We start from the raw sequence: 15,746 nt of genomic DNA, 5'->3' as shown, positions 1-15,746 counted from the left end.
TTACAAGCCTTTTTTAATTCCGGTATTTGAACCACCAGGGTAAATTAAGCATTCCTATTCTTATTTGAAATTGATTCCCTTTTCTCTCATATCCTTTCGGCCCCATATGGTCATTGCATCAATTATAGGTAATAATGTCTTTCCGTATTCTGAAATTTTATATTCTACTCTTGGTGGGATCTCGGGATAAATGATGCGCTCAATTACGCCATCAGCTTCCAATTCACGTAACTGGTTTGTAAGAGTTTGTCTGCTGATCTCTGCTATATTCTTCTGTAATAAGCTATATCTGTTTTTATCATTGCGGATAAGGAACAGAATTACAGGCTTCCATTTTCCACCAATAATATTCACGCAATGCGTTACAGCACAATTATTTGGATTGAAGTCCTTTGTTTTTCTAATCTTTTCTTTTGCCATTAGTCTAAAATTATTGCCTATAACCATATATATGGACTATACCATAAAAATAGGAAGCCCCGAATAAATTTGCAGTCTAATGAATAAAAAATGTTTAACAAAGAAATCAAGCAGATGGGGGCATTTCAATTTTCTGTTCCTTCAGGACATATGAATTTTCAACTGGGCCATCTAAATATCATCATCGTAACAGATGGGATCGGATATTATGATAAGAATTGCTTTGCTCCTGGTATCGCAAGAGGAGAGGTAAACCAGCTTTTAGATGATCATTATATTGAATCTGAGTACTTTGAACTTGCTCATAATATTCTTGTGATACAAACAGGAGATAGAACAGTATTGATCGATGCTGGCAATGGAGACGGGAGTGAAAAAAGTGTAGGACGATTGCCCGAAAATCTGTTACGCGCCGGAATTTCTCTACAATCGGTTACAGATATTGTGTTAACACATGCTCATCCTGATCACATTAATGGATTAATCAATAAAGAAAACACATTGGTTTTCCCCCGTGCAGACGTACATCTGTCCAAAACGGAATATAATTTCTGGATGTCTGCGGCTCCTGATTTCTCCAAAAGTAAAAATACAATCGAGTCTTGCCTGTTTGTGCAGCAACAAGCAAAGGATTGCTTTACTATTTTAGGTAATCAACTCAAATTATTTAATGAAGCAGAACCGCTATTTGATTTTCTAACTCCTGTTTTAGCGCCAGGTCATACGCCTGGACACTGTATGTTTGCCGTTTCCGCTAACGACGAAATGTTTATTCATATGGCTGATATTGTTCATGATGAAATTATTTTGTTTTCCAATCCGCATTGGGGTACCATATTCGACATTGATTTTGAACTGGCGGCAACGACAAGAAAAGATATACTGGATCAATTTGCCCGTTCGAGGCAGCGCGTTTTTTCATACCACCTTCCATGGCCAGGATTTGGTTATGTTCAAAAAGTGGGTAACACATATAAATGGGTGCAGGAAAGATATTTGACACCACAATTCCGAAAGTCCATTTAATTTTTGATTGCTGCTGTCAGATTTCTGCTGTATGATTTTAAATTTATCTGCTCAATTATTATTACCCATGCAGCAGGAAAAAAGCCATTGGTGTTACCGCCGTTTTACATGCCATTTCCATTCATGATACATCCGGCAACAGAGAGGACTAATAAACAGTCTGTAACGTTTGTCAGAAAATTAAAATTATATCACAGTGAAGAACAGTTACTCCGGCTTTGAGGTAGGAAATAGCGGCGCTACCGCCGGGTATCTTGCACCAATAGGTTCTGAGGTGGCCTTACAAATCGCTGCTGACTTCACCCAGTTTGCATTTGCATTTGACGATACTTTCTGCGATGAAACTCCTATTGGCAAACAACCTATCGCACTTGCTGCTGTTACGGCTAAAATGCTCCAGCAACTGGAAGGGCCGGAACATCCGATTGATGAAAGCGACAATTGGTGCATGGCATTATATGACATGTGGCATCGATGGAACAAACAGGTGAGACCGGTACTTACAGAGCGGTGGGTACAAGGCTGCAGAACCTGGTTCTTTGTTGAGATCCTCAGAGCCTAAGAGATAGTAAGCCTGTTTCTTTATTCCTTGCGTCTACATTAACTTCATAATAATCAATGCTGTCTGGTTCGAATATTTACCGCTACCGGGCCCGAAATGGACAAACTTAGGTTTGTCCATTTTTTATTTGGGGAAAAGTCCGGGATCAAGAACTATTCTTCGCTTAATAAATGGATAACTCACTCACAACATTAACTTGTAACTAACGCTTATCATTCTTTCATTATCTAATTTTCATGTTATTTATTTAACATAAAAATCCAACTTCCCCAAACATATATTCACACCCTTGAATCACTGAAACAAACAATACAAAAAGCCAGATTGAAGGCTGTTCTAACCGCGAATGTGCAGTTGCTGGCCACTTATTGGGAGATAGGTAATGTTATATCGCAACAAGAGAAGGACCAGGGATGGGGATCAAAAGTGGCAGAGCAGTTAGCGAGAGATTTGAGCATAGCATTCACCGACTTCAGAGGTCTTTCCCCAAGAAATCTTCGCTATATGAGAAACTTTGCCATAGCCTGGCCAGGGTTATCAGTGTTGAGTAACCACGACACAGCCAGGAACATGAATTCAATTTTGCAGCAGGCTGCTGCAAAATTGCCCTGGTTTCATATTTGTACGCTCCTCGATAAAGTAAAAAATCAACCAGAACGAGCATTGGAAAAAGCATTTAAGCCTGAAAGAAAACTATTTGAATATCTCCATGTAATCAAAAGTATCGATGGTGAAAATTATGAAAGTATACTGTTCTCTGAATCTCTTAAACTTCATACAAAAGAAATAGGATTACATATCAAAATGGTTCTACCAAAATAGAGCTGGCATCCAGTCCTTAACCAAAGTTTTTTTGCAAAATGCTACAGCGGCTCTAATTGGTTAACAATGCGTCACCCTTATTAAAGGCTTCCTACTTTATCGTTGAATATTTCCCCCGACCGGAGAATACAGCGGGCCATAAAAAGGAGAATAACCATTATAACCGCCTCTGCTTACGCCAACGCTACCGGAAATGGAGAATGTTTTGTCATTGCTGATATACATCACACCTATTTTTGCATCTGAATAGGCCGCAAAGTTGTTATTCTGCATCAGGCTATTATTCTTGTTAATCGTAGGTTGATAGGGTACACTGTTGTAACGGAAAACGTAAGGTGTCACCGATACGCCTCCGAAGGCGTACAGGTTATTGGTCAATTGACGGTTTAACTGCAATCCCAAAGGTACCGACAGGAAAGAACCACTTCCTCCTTTAAATGCTACAAAGCCAGCGGAAACGCCGCTATATTTTGTAACAAACCATTTCTTATGGATATTGTTGGTATCGCTTACCTGTTGAGGGTGCTTGAAGACTGATTCCGTGCCATTCATAGCTCCGAAAGATGAGTCTATCTGTGCATTTACAGTCATACCCGACATTAAAATAGCAGCAAAAAGAATTATCCGTAACATACCAATAAAGATAAGCATCCTTTTTTTATTAAAATGCTAACATAATCACAATATGTGATCTGAAAGAAAAAGCCCGCTCAATCGGGCGGGCCTTTTCTTTCAGATATGTATTATACTTTATTTTTTCTGCTGTGCCAGGAAAGAAACGAGCGATGCAAGTTCCTCGTATGACAACGCGTTGGCAAGACCCGTTGGCATCATAGACGTTTTCATTTCCTTGCGGGTCAGGATATCGGCTGTTTTTACGGTGAATACTTCACCGCTGATATCTCTCATAACTACCCTGGCAGAAGTTTCTTCCGTAACAAATCCCATGTAAGACTTGTTACCCTTCGCAGTGATCATCACGGTGGCAAATCCCTGTGAAATAGATGCGTTAGGCTTGAGAATGGACTCTGTGATCTGCTCCCGGTTCATGATAGAGCCGATTTGTCCCATAAAAGGACCTTTCATTACTTCTCCTTTCTTAATACTGTGGCAGGCTACACAACCCTGGTTGGTAAACAGTACTTTCCCCCTGGCCGGATCTCCTTTTAATTTATTGATGGCTAACAAAACATCCTCGATAGATGATTTGCCCACCTGACCTTTTTTACTTTTTATTTTTTCAAGATCTACTTTGGGTTCTTTGACCGGAGCTGCAATCACTTTTTTCTCTGGTGCGAATGCGGCAATATCCATCCGGTTGCGGGCATCAAGATCTCTGAAAAACGCCTTGCCGGGGCTGGCTTTCAGCGACGCTGTTTTAAGGAATTTTTCGATAGCCGGTGATGCTTCCCAGGTTACGCCTTTGTAGTAGGGGCCATGTGAATCCGGTCTGGTTCCCCACCACCAGGATGCATCATAGGTGTCTTCTTTTTTGTAGAGGCGTGCTAATGTGATAATGATCTGCCGTTTTAATTGCTCATTTTTCGACACCGTGTAAGCATTCATTAAGCCGTCCACTGCTTTCTGATCATGCATATATCGTAGTGCCCACAATGCCAGCGTGGAGTTTTCACCGTTGATTCCCGCTACAGCGGCATCTACTGCATGAAGGCCAACCAGGGCCCGGACAGCCAGGTGAGGCAGCACAATAGCAGCATTGGGCGTAGCGTGCGGTCCTTCCACATCTTTAACAGGGGCAATAAATGATGCCGGAACTTTAGTCTGCAACAAAGCGCTGGCTGTTTCGATACGGCCTAAACGTCCCAACCCTATAATCGCGGCCGCCTGCACGCGCGGAGACGGATCTTTAAGTCCTTCCAGGAAAGGTTCAGTTGAAACATCTTTCAGGATGCCTTTCCTGTCTGCCAACGCGCGCAATGCATGTTCCCTTACGGAAGCATCTTTTGTTAATGATGTTAAAGCAGGGATGCCATCTGCGCCTGCAGCCTGCGCATAAGTATAGATACCGGCCACGCGGGCAAATAATGGCAATTGGGCATCTGAAGCGATTTCCAATGCCGCGGACATTCCTTGTTTACCCCCACGCGCAATTAATTCCTGAGAGGCATTCAAACGGGCAACCGCACTGGCCGATTTAAGCAATCCTGCCAATTCCTCCACCGGGGCGGTGGCCAGGTTGGGAAATGCCTGGTAAGTCCAGTTGTTTGGTACTGCCCGGATCACATAGCCTTTATCCGGACTGCCGGAGTAGCCTGCGCCATCCCATGCTGAAAGGAAAAGCCGGCCGGATCCGTCAACATCCAGGTCCGTAATCTGGGGAAGTTCTAAAAAATCTTCGTCTTTCTGGGTGAATGTGGGGCCATCAGGCGTTACCCTGTGAATGTAAAGCATGCTTCTTCCCCAATCCGCCATCATGGGAACGTTATTGTATTTCTCAGGCCAGCTGGGTTCCGCCATATATAAAGCGCCGGTACCGGAGCCGCCACCAAGATCTGCCAGCGCAGGTAATATTTCATCTGTAAAATGCTGAAACAATACCGGGTATCCATATTCCCCGGATTGGATATGGTGGGAAAACCGCACATTCCATCCGCCACCATCATTGGTATTTTCTCTCGTAAAAATATTCATATATGGATCAATGGCCACATCATACACGTTCCGTGTACCGTGGGTGAATATCTCCATTTCGGTACCATCGGGGCGTACCCTTACAATACCACCGCCAAGCATGGTCAGTTTCTTACCGGAACGATCCGTTGCATTATGAAACCCAAAATCACCAACCGCAATATAGATCCAGCCATCAATACCCATCCTGATACCGTTAGTGGCGTGATCCGTTCCCCGCTCCTGAATGTACTTGGTATTACTGAGATTTTCGATAAGTGGCTGAGGAGGTCCGTCTGCTTTTCCATCTCCGTCCTTATCTTCAAAAACAACCAGCGCCATCCCGGAAGCTTTACCGGATTCTTTGGAAAATGTGGTGTGCAATACAAAAACCCGGCTGCCCTGCACAATGATGCCACGTGGGTTATCCACCGTTGCAAACTCAATATGCTCGTCCATTTTACCGTCATTATCCTTATCTATAAGCTTAAGAATCCGGCCTTTCCCCGGGTCTTTTCCCAATGAACCCATCATATCCACGCCTACAAACACTTCGCCGGTTGGCGCAACTGCGAGACAAGCGGGGCTGGGCGTGATATCAGGACCGGAAAATCTTGTAATTGTTAAATCAGGGGGATTAGGAGAAGTGTTTTGAGGCTCTCCTATAAATTGTTTTGTGCCAATAAATACTGCTAGAGAATAGATCAGGCCAATAGAAAATTTCGTCATTTTGGTTCGCGGTATTAATAAAATAGTATTTCAGTGCTTTAGCAAAAGCATTGGTCAATATAGAAAAAATAAAATTTCAGGCCGGAATTATTTGGGGAGCGGCATCAAATACTATTGAATGTGCGACATCTGGTGGTATAAATGGGTGGAATATGGCCCTGCAAAACCTATCTGTAGCTATGCCATGAAAACCCCAGCAGGCCATGATGGGCTTCGGAATACAGGTAGTCCCCTTTCGTAAAGCGGTTATATACCCCCTGTTCAAATTCCCGCCTGGCAACCAGGGCGTTTGTTTTGAGTACCAGCAGGTGATAAGTTGCCTCTACGCTATCAGGCAGTCCGGCTGAAGCAGCCTTTACGCTGCTGAGTCTTCTTTCCCTATCCAATACCAGGCAATTGGTACAGCCAGGATTTACATCTTTTTTATAATGCTCCTCACCCACCTCTATCCATTGAGGTGGCGCAATAATACTATCAGCGGGCAGCAGGTGCAAATAATACGAAGTGATCTCTCCTTTCCTTTCTTCAGGTTCTGAATAACCTTCAAAAGAATGTTTGCCTGTACCGGTAACGAGGTACTTTATCGTTGCCGGACGGGATAGATCAAAGGCGTAGTTAATACCGGCTAAGAATGGCAGGGTATAAAAGGCCATCGTCATCAGCAAAGCATGCTCATTAATCCGTGCATCATCCGGCGCCCGTTCTGTTTTCTTAACCAGGATGTAGGCTACCGCTACAGATGAAGCAATGACCAATAAATATCCTGGGAAGGAAATGCTATAAACGGAAAATACATGAGGAACTATAAAGAGATATACAACAAGCATCGCTGCAAACAGTGCAAGGCGCGTTATTTCGCCCCGGGGCTTCCTGTTAAAAAAAAACTGCATGCTTGTACCCGCAGTTTTATGGATAAAATATCTCAGCAGTGGAATACAAAAGATAATCACGAGAAGATACCTGAAAGTAACAGACCCGGGGTCGGTAAAAAGCAACCATATACACAGTGCCAGGCGGGTTACGGCAGAGAAGATTATAGTGCCAATTGTTTTTATCAGGTGTTTCAAAGGTGGTAAATTGTTTTATCCAAATTACGAATATTGGGGTGTAAAAACAACTGCATAGTGTATGCGTTCCCCCGTAGGGTGTTTTCGTATTTGATTAGCATCCTCCATTTCCCATCTTTTAATTTTGAAAATTACTCTATTCTTATTTACAGTAAATCTATTACTGAATACTGTAAAACAATTATTCCGGGCCATAAATACAGTAAAACGATTTGGATCATCTATTAAAACTCTTTTTTATAGAAGGCGATAGTTATCATTCCCGTTTCACGCAACTTATCAATAACCGACATCAATCATATATTAATTAAAATATTATATTTGTACAAATGTATTTAATTGGGACAACGTGCTAACTATGTTATTAAAAACGGGGATCAGCTCACCATTCACTATCACCATTGGCGGGCCAACTCTATTGCATCAGACCTATATTTCGGTGAAAAGCCCTTTCTACGCTATATAAGCGAATGTACAGTCCGTGAGGAATTAATGGATCCTATTTGGATGGAAGGCTTTGTAATACTGGATATGGCAGAAAAACTGCTTGGCTTCTGGGCATGGGAACTCGAAAATGAGACTTCTGTTTTACGTTACTATTTATCCGCATTGAAAAAAAAATGGCCTGGCTGGCAGATTATGCATTTAGCTAATGAAATGTACGATGCGGAACCATTGTTAGGCATTGACTATGTTTCACAGCAACCAGCCACTAAATTTGAATGCACTGATCCAGCGGATATTATTAATGATCCTTTAGGTGACTATCCTAACGTATTGTTCATTATCAGACAAAACGAAAAGCTTTTTGTTGCCGAAACGAATATTACATTGGAATCTATTATTTGTTATGGCAAAGATATTGTTGCCCTACTGGAAACAAGACCAGCCATTTCGATGCCGGCGGAAGGCCAAACGCGCGCACTTGACCACCTGTTTATCGACGTTGATAACAAACAGTTGATTGCCAATGCCAGTATCTTTGGCATATGGAAAATGATGGCTCATAAGTGGCCTGAATATACATTAAAAATGGGCCGCATGGGCTATCTGGCTATGCTGGAAGAGGCAAACATTCCCACCATTGGATTAGAAATACCAAAAGAAAAGGTACAGGAAGCGTTTGCGCATATGACCACTCCGCGGGAAACCTATGATCCAACGGATCTCATTAATCATCTGACAAAGGAACCGGGCACAAAAATAGAATTTATAAACCCTCACTTCTTCGACAAAGTTTCCCCCCGTAAACCTTGACTGCTGCAAATCGTACAAAATTGGCGGCAGCTATTCCATCGCTTTTGAAAAACAAAGCGGCTGCCTCAAACATGACGCAGGGTGAGAGTCAAGCTTTTTTTATTTAATGGATCTAACTCTCAGCATCAGTGTGTTGAACTTTTGGAGAAAACATTGATCACTACTACTCCTATCACGATTAATGAAATACCGATAACAGCCGGCAGGTCTAATTTCTGCTTGAAGAGGACTAATCCAATTACCGACACTAATACGATGCCTACACCCGACCAGATGGCGTAGGCAATTCCCAGTGGAATGCTTTTCAATGTGAGGCTAAGGCAGTAAAATGCGATGCCGTAAAATACTACCACCAACACGGAGGGCCAGGGCCTGGTAAATCCTTCGGAGGCTTTCAGCGACGAGGTAGCAATGATTTCAGCAATGATAGCTATCAGTAACAATAAGTATTTCATGCGTCAGGTTATTGATGCGAAAATAGTACTCCCGGCACTGAAATATATTTTTTTATGTGCGCTTAAAACAGGCGTAGGGAATACAGTGCAGTCGCTTTGGTATCGGGCAGGAATGCAATAGCAGCAGGCGTTTACCTGCAGAAAACGTGCTGGAAAGGTGGACTTGATCAGGAGATGTGATGGGGATGAATTTGATCTTCGTGAAATGTATTTTGGGAGAGATAATGATGTGATTTCTGCTGATACGGATACCTGATTATCCTCCTAAAGCCACCAGATGCATGCTTATGGGTATAACAACGCACGGAAAGGTAGTTTCCGTTGCAGGGGAAATATATACTGATGCGAGTTGTACTGGTGCTGCTGGCAGTGGCTACCTTCATTCCCGCTGCCGTGCAGGCACCGACAATACCACTTTTCCCGTAGCAGACAAAGATTGATAAGGCAGCATTCTTTTTACACGGGGGATACTGTTTACTTTAACGGGCTGCTTCTTTATAGTAGCAGGTGCAACAACCGCTATGATATCGGCGGCCTTGCTCCGGCGGTTTTCGATAACAGCGCCGTGTTCATATGCTCTTACCTGTAAGGTAACCAGCAATGTACCTCTCCCCGGAACGGTGGCGGCCAGTTCGGCGCCGTTGAAAGGCTGGTCCAAATCGACTATGATGGCCGATTCAGTGTGTCCTGTTATTTGCCGCTGCGCGAAGTTAATGCGAACGGCTACCACAACAATTTCCAGGTGTGTTGCTTTGGCCGGTGGCCATAGCTTCTGGGCTGGTATATGCAGTATGCCGCCAGTTGTGATAATGGGTTGAAGCGAAAAGAACTGATCCACACCCGTGTACGGATTAAAGCGGAAGCCTTTCAGCTCCGGCAGGCAATCCCGTGTTGCGGTGATCAGCGCTTTGTTTAAGCGGTTCACCAGTGTGCCGCCGGGGTTTATCGCCAAATGAGGAGTGATAGCCCGCCGGATCAGTTTCCCTTTCCTGCTGGCGATACCAAAATCGCGTGATGCCCTCCGTGTAGCGGTGGTTTGCTGTACTGTATCCGGCATGCTGCGGATGAAGTAAGATCCATTTCTCCGGTATCCTATGACGTTGCCCAATTTACCGGTGAATTGGAGCAACCCTGTTTGTTTTGCCATAAGGGGTTAACATTTTTACTGAAAATACGAAAATATTTTCAGTCCGCCATGCTACCATCGTCTGCCTTTTATCTCTTCCACGGTGTGATCATTGATCCAGTCCCAGTCTATTTCCACGCCCAGTCCTGGCTGTTCCGGGCAATGCTGGCAGCCATCTTCCCGGATTTCGAGCGGATTGTTTTTCAGGCCGAACCGGAACATGGGGTGATGGGATTCCAGGAAACGGGTGGTGCGTGCAGCGCATGCCACGTGGAGGTTAGCGATATCCAGTAATGGTGAGGCTGCGGTGTGGATTTCAAATTCAAAGCCCATCATTTCACACATGCCGATGGCTTTCATAACACCGGTGATGCCACTTTTATGATGAACATCGCCGCGAACAATATCTATGGCTCCCTGTATCATGTAATTGGGTAATTCGAAGAGTCCCACGGTTTCTCCCGCCAGCACGGGTGTTCTGATGGCCCGCGATAGTTTTTGCAGCTGGAGGATGTGTGCATCGGGGAACGGTTCTTCAAACCATTCGTAGTGAAGATCGTCCAGCTCATATCCTATCTTCAATGCGTCTTCAAAGCTTAATACGGCGGAGGAGTCCAGCATGAGCGGAAAACTGCTGCCGGCTATTTCCCTTGCCAGCCGCAGCTTTGGGATATCCTGTGCCGAGCCGCCGGATAGTTGCAGTTTTATTCCTTTGAAGCCCTGGGCTATTTTCAGCCGTACCTGTTGTTCCAGGGCTTCGGGCGTGGTGATGGTTTGCGGCGGGCAACTGGAATACACCGGTACTTTATCGCGGTATTTTCCCAGCAGCACGGCGATGGGTAAGCCGGCGACCTTTCCTTTGATATCCCATAGCGCTACATCGAGGTTGCCCCAGATGGTTTCACGGAAGTTGTAAAGGTGTCGTTGTTTGCTTCTCAGCCGTTGCCAGATAGCTTCATGGTTCAGGGGATCATGACCAACCAGGTCGTGATAATAAATATCATGTACCGCGTAAGCTGATGCAATCCCCTGGCCTAACGGGCAATAGTCCATTGTATATCCTTCGATTCCTTCATCTGTATGAAGGATGGTCAGCGGAAAATCAAAAAAAGGTATATAGCCCGATGGCACCGGATGAGGAGCGTACCAAAGTTCAGATGATAATCTGATAATTTTTGTAGTAATATCTGTGATCTTCATGATTATTATTTTTCAATAGCCTTTATCGAAGCGGACTATATTTTTCAGGGGGATACCATTTTTAAAAGCAGCCAGGTTTTCGAGAAAGCAGGCTACAATACCTTCATATTCTGAGGTGCTGCCTCCGCCGAAATGCTGACTTAGAACGGTGTTGGGGCAACTCCACAACGGATGGCCGGCCGGCAGTGGTTCTTCCTGTGTTACATCTAATACGGCGCCGCCTATACGACGATGCATGAGTGCTTCGGTGAGTGCCTGTTCGTCGGCGAGCAGGTTACCTCTTCCCACATTGCAGAAGATGGCATTGTGTTTCAGTGCGGCGATCATTTCCCGGGTAAACAGTCCTTTTGTTTCTTCTGTACCGGGCAGGCAGGCTATCACGATATCGGCTGCAGGCAAGGCGGCTTCCAGTTCAGTTGTTGTTCTTATAACGGCGTTTGGTGAGCGGCGGGCATAAAGCCTGATGGTACAATCAAAGCCCTGCAGTATTTTTTCTATCCTCCTGGCGATGTTACCGGCGCCGAGGATGATGACGTGTTTGTTTTGCAGTGTTTGTAATGCGGGACGGATGATATGTCCTACCCATTGTTGTTTGTTCTTTAGGGCTGCAAATTCACCGGCGCCCCTGTATAGCGACAGGATGCCTGCAATGGCTGTTTCCGCGCAGGGTTGGGAGTAGTAGTCCTGCATATTGGTGACTATGGCCGGTATTTTAATATGCCGGTAATATTCAAACCCGGTGGAGTACAACTGTATCCATTGCAGGTTCACAGCCTTTTCCAGCCATTCCACGGGTTTGGGATTTCCGAGCAGGATGTCCGCTTTTAACAGCGCTTCGCGTTGTTCGCTTTCGCCGGGTAATTCATCTCTGAAGATAAAGCTATCGCCGGCGGCGCCGGCAGCCAGTGCGGATTTATGGCGCTCTGCAAGGGGAGCGTCAACAAAGATCAACATATACTTATGGTTTGGGTTTATTCAGTGTTTTTTTCCGGTAAAATCTTTTCCGGCTGTTAACCATTCGAGGTTAAAGCGTTGTATAACGATGCGGTATTTCCAGTCGTTATCGTCGCCGTCCCTGATTTCGTACAGGCAGTAAATGGTACCGTCCTTGTCTACCGCCAGATCAGAGTAACCCGCGCCTTTTTCGAAGAGTACTTTTTCCACGGGCCAGGTACGTCCTTCATCATAGCTGAGTTTAGCTGCCAGGCGTTCGCGGGGTTTATATACTTTTTGTCCTTTGCGGATTTCGGTGGCATTGTGGCGGCTGTCGGGGTTTACGAACAGGATCCTGTTGATGCTGTTTGGTTTATTACCTGATAAGCGGAGCAGGCTGGCCATGCATACCGGTTCAAACAGCTGTTCATCCAGCACCGGGGTGGACCAGTTACTGCTGCCATCGGGACTATAGCTGATGAGGCGTTTGTTGGGGGCGCATTCGTTGCGCATATTTACCATAACGCGGCCATCGGTGAGTTGCAATGCTACTGTTTCGCTGGGGTTTACCACGGTATCTGTTGAGCCGGCAATCTTATCGCCGGTGTTGGCAATGATGGCGCCGCTTTTCCACGTTTTCCCATGATCGTCGCTATAAATAGTAGCCGTGCAGGAAGGCCGGTGATCGCCGCCAGGAATATTTTTATTGGGAATGCAAAGCCATACCGGTACTACGAGGCGGCCGTTTTTCAACTGGATACCATGGCCGGGGCCGGGGGCCAGTACTTTCCAGTTATAGACAGCGCTGAAGCCATTGAATGCAGAGGTAATATCTACGGGGCGTGACCAGGTTTTGCCGTCGTTGGTTGATTTCATATAATAAGCGCGTGCATAATCCACATGATAGAGCAGGTGTACGGTGCCATTTTCATCCACAATGGGTGTAATATTACTGGTGGGAACGCCGGTGGTATGTGGTACCACTACTGTTACCGGTTCCCAGTGGCGGCCTTTATCGATGCTTCTGCGCATCAGGAGATCCATTTCCGCCCAATCCTGGCCGTTGCCGGCGCGGCCTTCTGCAAATGCCAGCAGCACGCCTTTTTTGGTGACCACCAGGGCGGGTACATGCATAATGGAATAGCCATCCCGGTCGGGTTCAAATAACAAGGTGGTGTCTGAGAAGGGCTGCTGCTGAGCGTTGGCGCCTGTTGCGTATACCAGGATCAGGAGAATGAAGATCTTTTTCATAACTGTGGCGATATCTGTTTTGTTTAGTGGTTGCTATGGTGATCCAAAAGTATATAATTCAGATTTGTCTGACAAATTATTTGACAAAAATTATTTGTCAGACAAAAAATAATAACTTTGCAGGGGAGATCTGATAAAGAGAAAGGATGGTTGTAAATAAGATATGACCGTTATGTTGACAGATCCTGTGGAAAATTTACAGTTATGGAAATAAAGCACGACCAACTGAGATCTGTTACATTAGTAGATCTCGTGGAAAAAAAGATACTGGACTATATCAAAAAGAACAAACTTGGTCCGGGGGCCAGCATTCCCGGAGAGGTGGAACTCACCGACACGCTGCAGGTAGGACGTAGTGTAATCCGCGAGGCATTGAGCCGGCTGAGGATGCTGGGCATCATTGAAAGCAGAACGCGACGCGGGATGGTGTTATCAGAACCCGCTGTGATGGAAAACCTGGACAAGATGATCAATCCTTATATGCTGAAAGAAAGGTCTGTACTGGATTTGATTGAATTCAGGATATCGCTGGACATCGGGATCTGTGACCAGATCTTTGATAATATTACGCAGCAGGATATTAAAGACCTGGAAAAGATCGTGAAGGAACAACCCGCGCTGGGGGGCAACCGTTACGCAGTAGAAAGCGAGCATGCGTTTCACCGCAAGTTATATGAGATCCCCAATAATGAGATCATCAAAGGATTCCAGGCAATCCTGCTGCCACTATTCAATTATGTAAACGAGCATTTTGATGAGTTTGCACCTTTCTTCGCACAAAAGAAAAAAGTGATCTCGCATAAAGACCTGCTGAACTACCTGAAAAAAGGCGACCGCGAAGGATACCGGAAAGCGATGATGCAGGATCTTAAACCTTATGCGGAGTTTGTGAAATCGAAGAAGGCAACACCCTCATTTTCTTAACTTCTGAATGGTTAGTCCCATATCCGCCAGCCGGTGGCCCAGATTAGACAAGATATAGTCCTGCTCCGTTGGAAATCTTTCTGCTATCTTTTTATACTCCGGTAATAACCTTTTATCCTTCACACCGGATAGCGCCTGCAAGGTAGCATGCACTACATAATTTGAAGGATCATTTAACCCATTGATAAAAACATCCAGGTAAGGAGCCTTCTTTTTAAGTTTCCCTAAAGTATAAAAAGCTGTTTTCCGGATTTCTTCACTACTGTTGGTTGTCATCGGAATAATTAAATGCGCATAATCCATTTTCGATTCTCCCAGCAGGTAGGTGCAAAACCGGAATGTTTCGTCATCATGGATGTTCCCGATATTTTTTTCGATGATCTCCCGCCATTCCATGCTTTTATCTTTTGCATACCACCAGATAAGTTGAACAACGGTTAGCAGATCAACAGCACTGTATGCCACCAGGTGGGGCTTTGCCAGCGGGTAACTGAACTTTGTGAGTACCTGCAGCCAGGTCCGTTTGTATTCCGCCTCTGATAACCGGTATTCATTTTCCAGTATGGCCACAACGCCGGGTTCAATGCTTCGCTTAGTTTGTATACCGGTGATACAATCCAACCGGGTTGTTTTGTTTGTTGCAGTATGGTATTTTTCCAGCAGTGAAGATACACTTCCACCCATTGCATAGCCAAACCAGGTGGGGCCGGCGGCCAGCAGGTCCCCCGAAAGGATTTCATCCAGCCAGCGTTCATACCAATCTAAAAAAGTGTCTTCAAAAGTGAATTTTGGCTTTTGCCTGTCTATGTCGATGTTCACTACCTTGCCTGCATGTTCCCCGTTTAACACCAGGCCGTGGATATAGGCGCACCCCTGAGATCCGATGGGTAAAATTCCGGTGTAAATATTTTGTATCGCTTCATCGTACTCTTCATCTGAAATATCTTCCTTTTCGGCTTCTTTTGTAAGGTTATTCCATTCATCCTCTGTTATACCGGGATAAATTTTCACAGGTTCGCTTAAATATTTTTCAGGATTACTTATCAGGTCATTTGCACCTTTCTTCAAAGGGTAAATGCCATAGAACGGACCGGCTGCGGAACCGGCCTGGGATATTCCTCCATTTCCCACATGAAGCAGGAATGCCCTGAAGCTTCCAGGCAAAGAAATGTTGTACGCATTTTCAAAATCAGAAAGTTCGGACTCCTCCAGTGGTTGGTGGATAACGTATTTATGATAGCTGGCGCCAAATACTTTCAGCTGTTGATCCTTTTGCTTTGCAGCTGCCAGTTTTACCCTGATCCGTTCTATTTGTTCCTTGTACTGATGCATGGGTTAAAATT

General features: G+C 44.9%; 15 protein-coding genes. 5 read left to right on the top strand and 10 right to left on the bottom strand.

Annotated elements, in window-relative coordinates:
• Positions 1 to 60: 60 nt before the first annotated feature.
• A complete protein-coding gene (locus PV783_RS11410) occupies positions 61 to 420 on the bottom strand; it encodes a winged helix-turn-helix transcriptional regulator (RefSeq protein ID WP_420988049.1) in 360 nt (119 codons plus the stop codon).
• Positions 421 to 510: 90 nt separating this feature from the next.
• Between PV783_RS11410 and PV783_RS11405 the strand changes: the two genes are divergently transcribed.
• From PV783_RS11405 to PV783_RS11395, 3 genes are all read left to right on the top strand, one after another.
• Positions 511 to 1,446: an MBL fold metallo-hydrolase gene (locus PV783_RS11405; RefSeq protein WP_420988048.1), complete on the top strand. Its 936-nt coding sequence runs from the start codon at positions 511 to 513 to the stop codon at positions 1,444 to 1,446.
• 196 nt (positions 1,447 to 1,642) lie between these two features.
• On the top strand, positions 1,643 to 2,008 hold the full coding sequence (locus PV783_RS11400; protein WP_420988047.1) for a hypothetical protein: 366 nt from the start codon (positions 1,643 to 1,645) through the stop codon (positions 2,006 to 2,008).
• Between the two features lie 252 nt (positions 2,009 to 2,260).
• A complete protein-coding gene (locus PV783_RS11395; protein ID WP_420989230.1) occupies positions 2,261 to 2,830 on the top strand; it encodes a DUF1016 N-terminal domain-containing protein in 570 nt (189 codons plus the stop codon).
• Positions 2,831 to 2,926: 96 nt separating this feature from the next.
• On the opposite strand, the gene PV783_RS11390 is transcribed toward PV783_RS11395, so the two are convergent.
• The 3 genes from PV783_RS11390 to PV783_RS11380 form a co-directional block, all read right to left on the bottom strand.
• Positions 2,927 to 3,463 carry a hypothetical protein gene (locus PV783_RS11390; protein ID WP_420988046.1) on the bottom strand — a complete coding sequence of 179 codons (537 nt, stop codon included), beginning with the start codon at positions 3,461 to 3,463 and terminating at the stop codon, positions 2,927 to 2,929.
• A gap of 117 nt (positions 3,464 to 3,580) precedes the next feature.
• Positions 3,581 to 6,190, bottom strand: coding sequence for a DUF7133 domain-containing protein (locus tag PV783_RS11385; protein ID WP_420988045.1), 2,610 nt, complete (start codon positions 6,188 to 6,190; stop codon positions 3,581 to 3,583).
• Positions 6,191 to 6,357: 167 nt separating this feature from the next.
• The gene (locus PV783_RS11380) at positions 6,358 to 7,080 is read right to left on the bottom strand and encodes a hypothetical protein (RefSeq protein WP_420988044.1); all 723 of its coding nucleotides are present in this window, start codon (positions 7,078 to 7,080) and stop codon (positions 6,358 to 6,360) included.
• A gap of 516 nt (positions 7,081 to 7,596) precedes the next feature.
• Between PV783_RS11380 and PV783_RS11375 the strand changes: the two genes are divergently transcribed.
• Positions 7,597 to 8,514 (top strand): hypothetical protein, encoded by a 918-nt coding sequence (locus PV783_RS11375; protein WP_420988043.1) that lies wholly within the window; start codon positions 7,597 to 7,599, stop codon positions 8,512 to 8,514.
• Between the two features lie 125 nt (positions 8,515 to 8,639).
• On the opposite strand, the gene PV783_RS11370 is transcribed toward PV783_RS11375, so the two are convergent.
• The 5 genes from PV783_RS11370 to PV783_RS11350 form a co-directional block, all read right to left on the bottom strand.
• A complete protein-coding gene (locus PV783_RS11370; RefSeq protein WP_420988042.1) occupies positions 8,640 to 8,969 on the bottom strand; it encodes a DMT family transporter in 330 nt (109 codons plus the stop codon).
• A 379-nt stretch (positions 8,970 to 9,348) separates the two neighbouring features.
• Complete coding sequence (locus tag PV783_RS11365) at positions 9,349 to 10,116, bottom strand: hypothetical protein (protein WP_420988041.1); 768 nt, start codon at positions 10,114 to 10,116, stop codon at positions 9,349 to 9,351.
• A gap of 51 nt (positions 10,117 to 10,167) precedes the next feature.
• Positions 10,168 to 11,295: a mandelate racemase/muconate lactonizing enzyme family protein gene (locus PV783_RS11360; RefSeq protein ID WP_420988040.1), complete on the bottom strand. Its 1,128-nt coding sequence runs from the start codon at positions 11,293 to 11,295 to the stop codon at positions 10,168 to 10,170.
• A gap of 12 nt (positions 11,296 to 11,307) precedes the next feature.
• The gene (locus tag PV783_RS11355; protein ID WP_420988039.1) at positions 11,308 to 12,249 is read right to left on the bottom strand and encodes a D-2-hydroxyacid dehydrogenase; all 942 of its coding nucleotides are present in this window, start codon (positions 12,247 to 12,249) and stop codon (positions 11,308 to 11,310) included.
• Positions 12,250 to 12,270: 21 nt separating this feature from the next.
• On the bottom strand, positions 12,271 to 13,479 hold the full coding sequence (locus PV783_RS11350; RefSeq protein WP_420988038.1) for a sialidase family protein: 1,209 nt from the start codon (positions 13,477 to 13,479) through the stop codon (positions 12,271 to 12,273).
• 204 nt (positions 13,480 to 13,683) lie between these two features.
• Between PV783_RS11350 and PV783_RS11345 the strand changes: the two genes are divergently transcribed.
• On the top strand, positions 13,684 to 14,403 hold the full coding sequence (locus PV783_RS11345) for a FadR/GntR family transcriptional regulator (RefSeq protein ID WP_420988037.1): 720 nt from the start codon (positions 13,684 to 13,686) through the stop codon (positions 14,401 to 14,403).
• Here the strand turns inward: PV783_RS11345 and PV783_RS11340 are convergent.
• A complete protein-coding gene (locus PV783_RS11340) occupies positions 14,392 to 15,735 on the bottom strand; it encodes an SMI1/KNR4 family protein (protein ID WP_420988036.1) in 1,344 nt (447 codons plus the stop codon). The two genes, PV783_RS11345 and PV783_RS11340, sit on opposite strands and share 12 nt — an antisense overlap.
• Positions 15,736 to 15,746 lie beyond the last annotated feature (11 nt).

The sequence above is a fragment of the Chitinophaga sp. CC14 genome (genome assembly GCF_048957795.1).
Lineage (GTDB): Bacteria > Bacteroidota > Bacteroidia > Chitinophagales > Chitinophagaceae > Chitinophaga > Chitinophaga ginsengisegetis.
This window is presented reverse-complemented; position numbering and strand designations above follow the sequence as displayed.

Excerpts from the sequence above, each read along its gene's own strand:
- PV783_RS11350 (WP_420988038.1), bottom strand. The coding sequence starts at position 13,479 with ATGAAAAAGATCTTCATTCTCCTGATCCTGGTATACGCAACAGGCGCC.
- PV783_RS11360 (WP_420988040.1), bottom strand. The coding sequence starts at position 11,295 with ATGAAGATCACAGATATTACTACAAAAATTATCAGATTATCATCTGAA.
- PV783_RS11355 (WP_420988039.1), bottom strand. The coding sequence starts at position 12,249 with ATGTTGATCTTTGTTGACGCTCCCCTTGCAGAGCGCCATAAATCCGCA.
- PV783_RS11390 (WP_420988046.1), bottom strand. The coding sequence starts at position 3,463 with ATGTTACGGATAATTCTTTTTGCTGCTATTTTAATGTCGGGTATGACT.
- PV783_RS11410 (WP_420988049.1), bottom strand. The coding sequence starts at position 420 with ATGGCAAAAGAAAAGATTAGAAAAACAAAGGACTTCAATCCAAATAAT.
- PV783_RS11345 (WP_420988037.1), top strand. The coding sequence starts at position 13,684 with ATGGAAATAAAGCACGACCAACTGAGATCTGTTACATTAGTAGATCTC.
- PV783_RS11385 (WP_420988045.1), bottom strand. The coding sequence starts at position 6,190 with ATGACGAAATTTTCTATTGGCCTGATCTATTCTCTAGCAGTATTTATT.
- PV783_RS11365 (WP_420988041.1), bottom strand. The coding sequence starts at position 10,116 with ATGGCAAAACAAACAGGGTTGCTCCAATTCACCGGTAAATTGGGCAAC.
- PV783_RS11340 (WP_420988036.1), bottom strand. The coding sequence starts at position 15,735 with ATGCATCAGTACAAGGAACAAATAGAACGGATCAGGGTAAAACTGGCA.
- PV783_RS11380 (WP_420988044.1), bottom strand. The coding sequence starts at position 7,080 with ATGCAGTTTTTTTTTAACAGGAAGCCCCGGGGCGAAATAACGCGCCTT.
- PV783_RS11405 (WP_420988048.1), top strand. The coding sequence starts at position 511 with ATGTTTAACAAAGAAATCAAGCAGATGGGGGCATTTCAATTTTCTGTT.
- PV783_RS11370 (WP_420988042.1), bottom strand. The coding sequence starts at position 8,969 with ATGAAATACTTATTGTTACTGATAGCTATCATTGCTGAAATCATTGCT.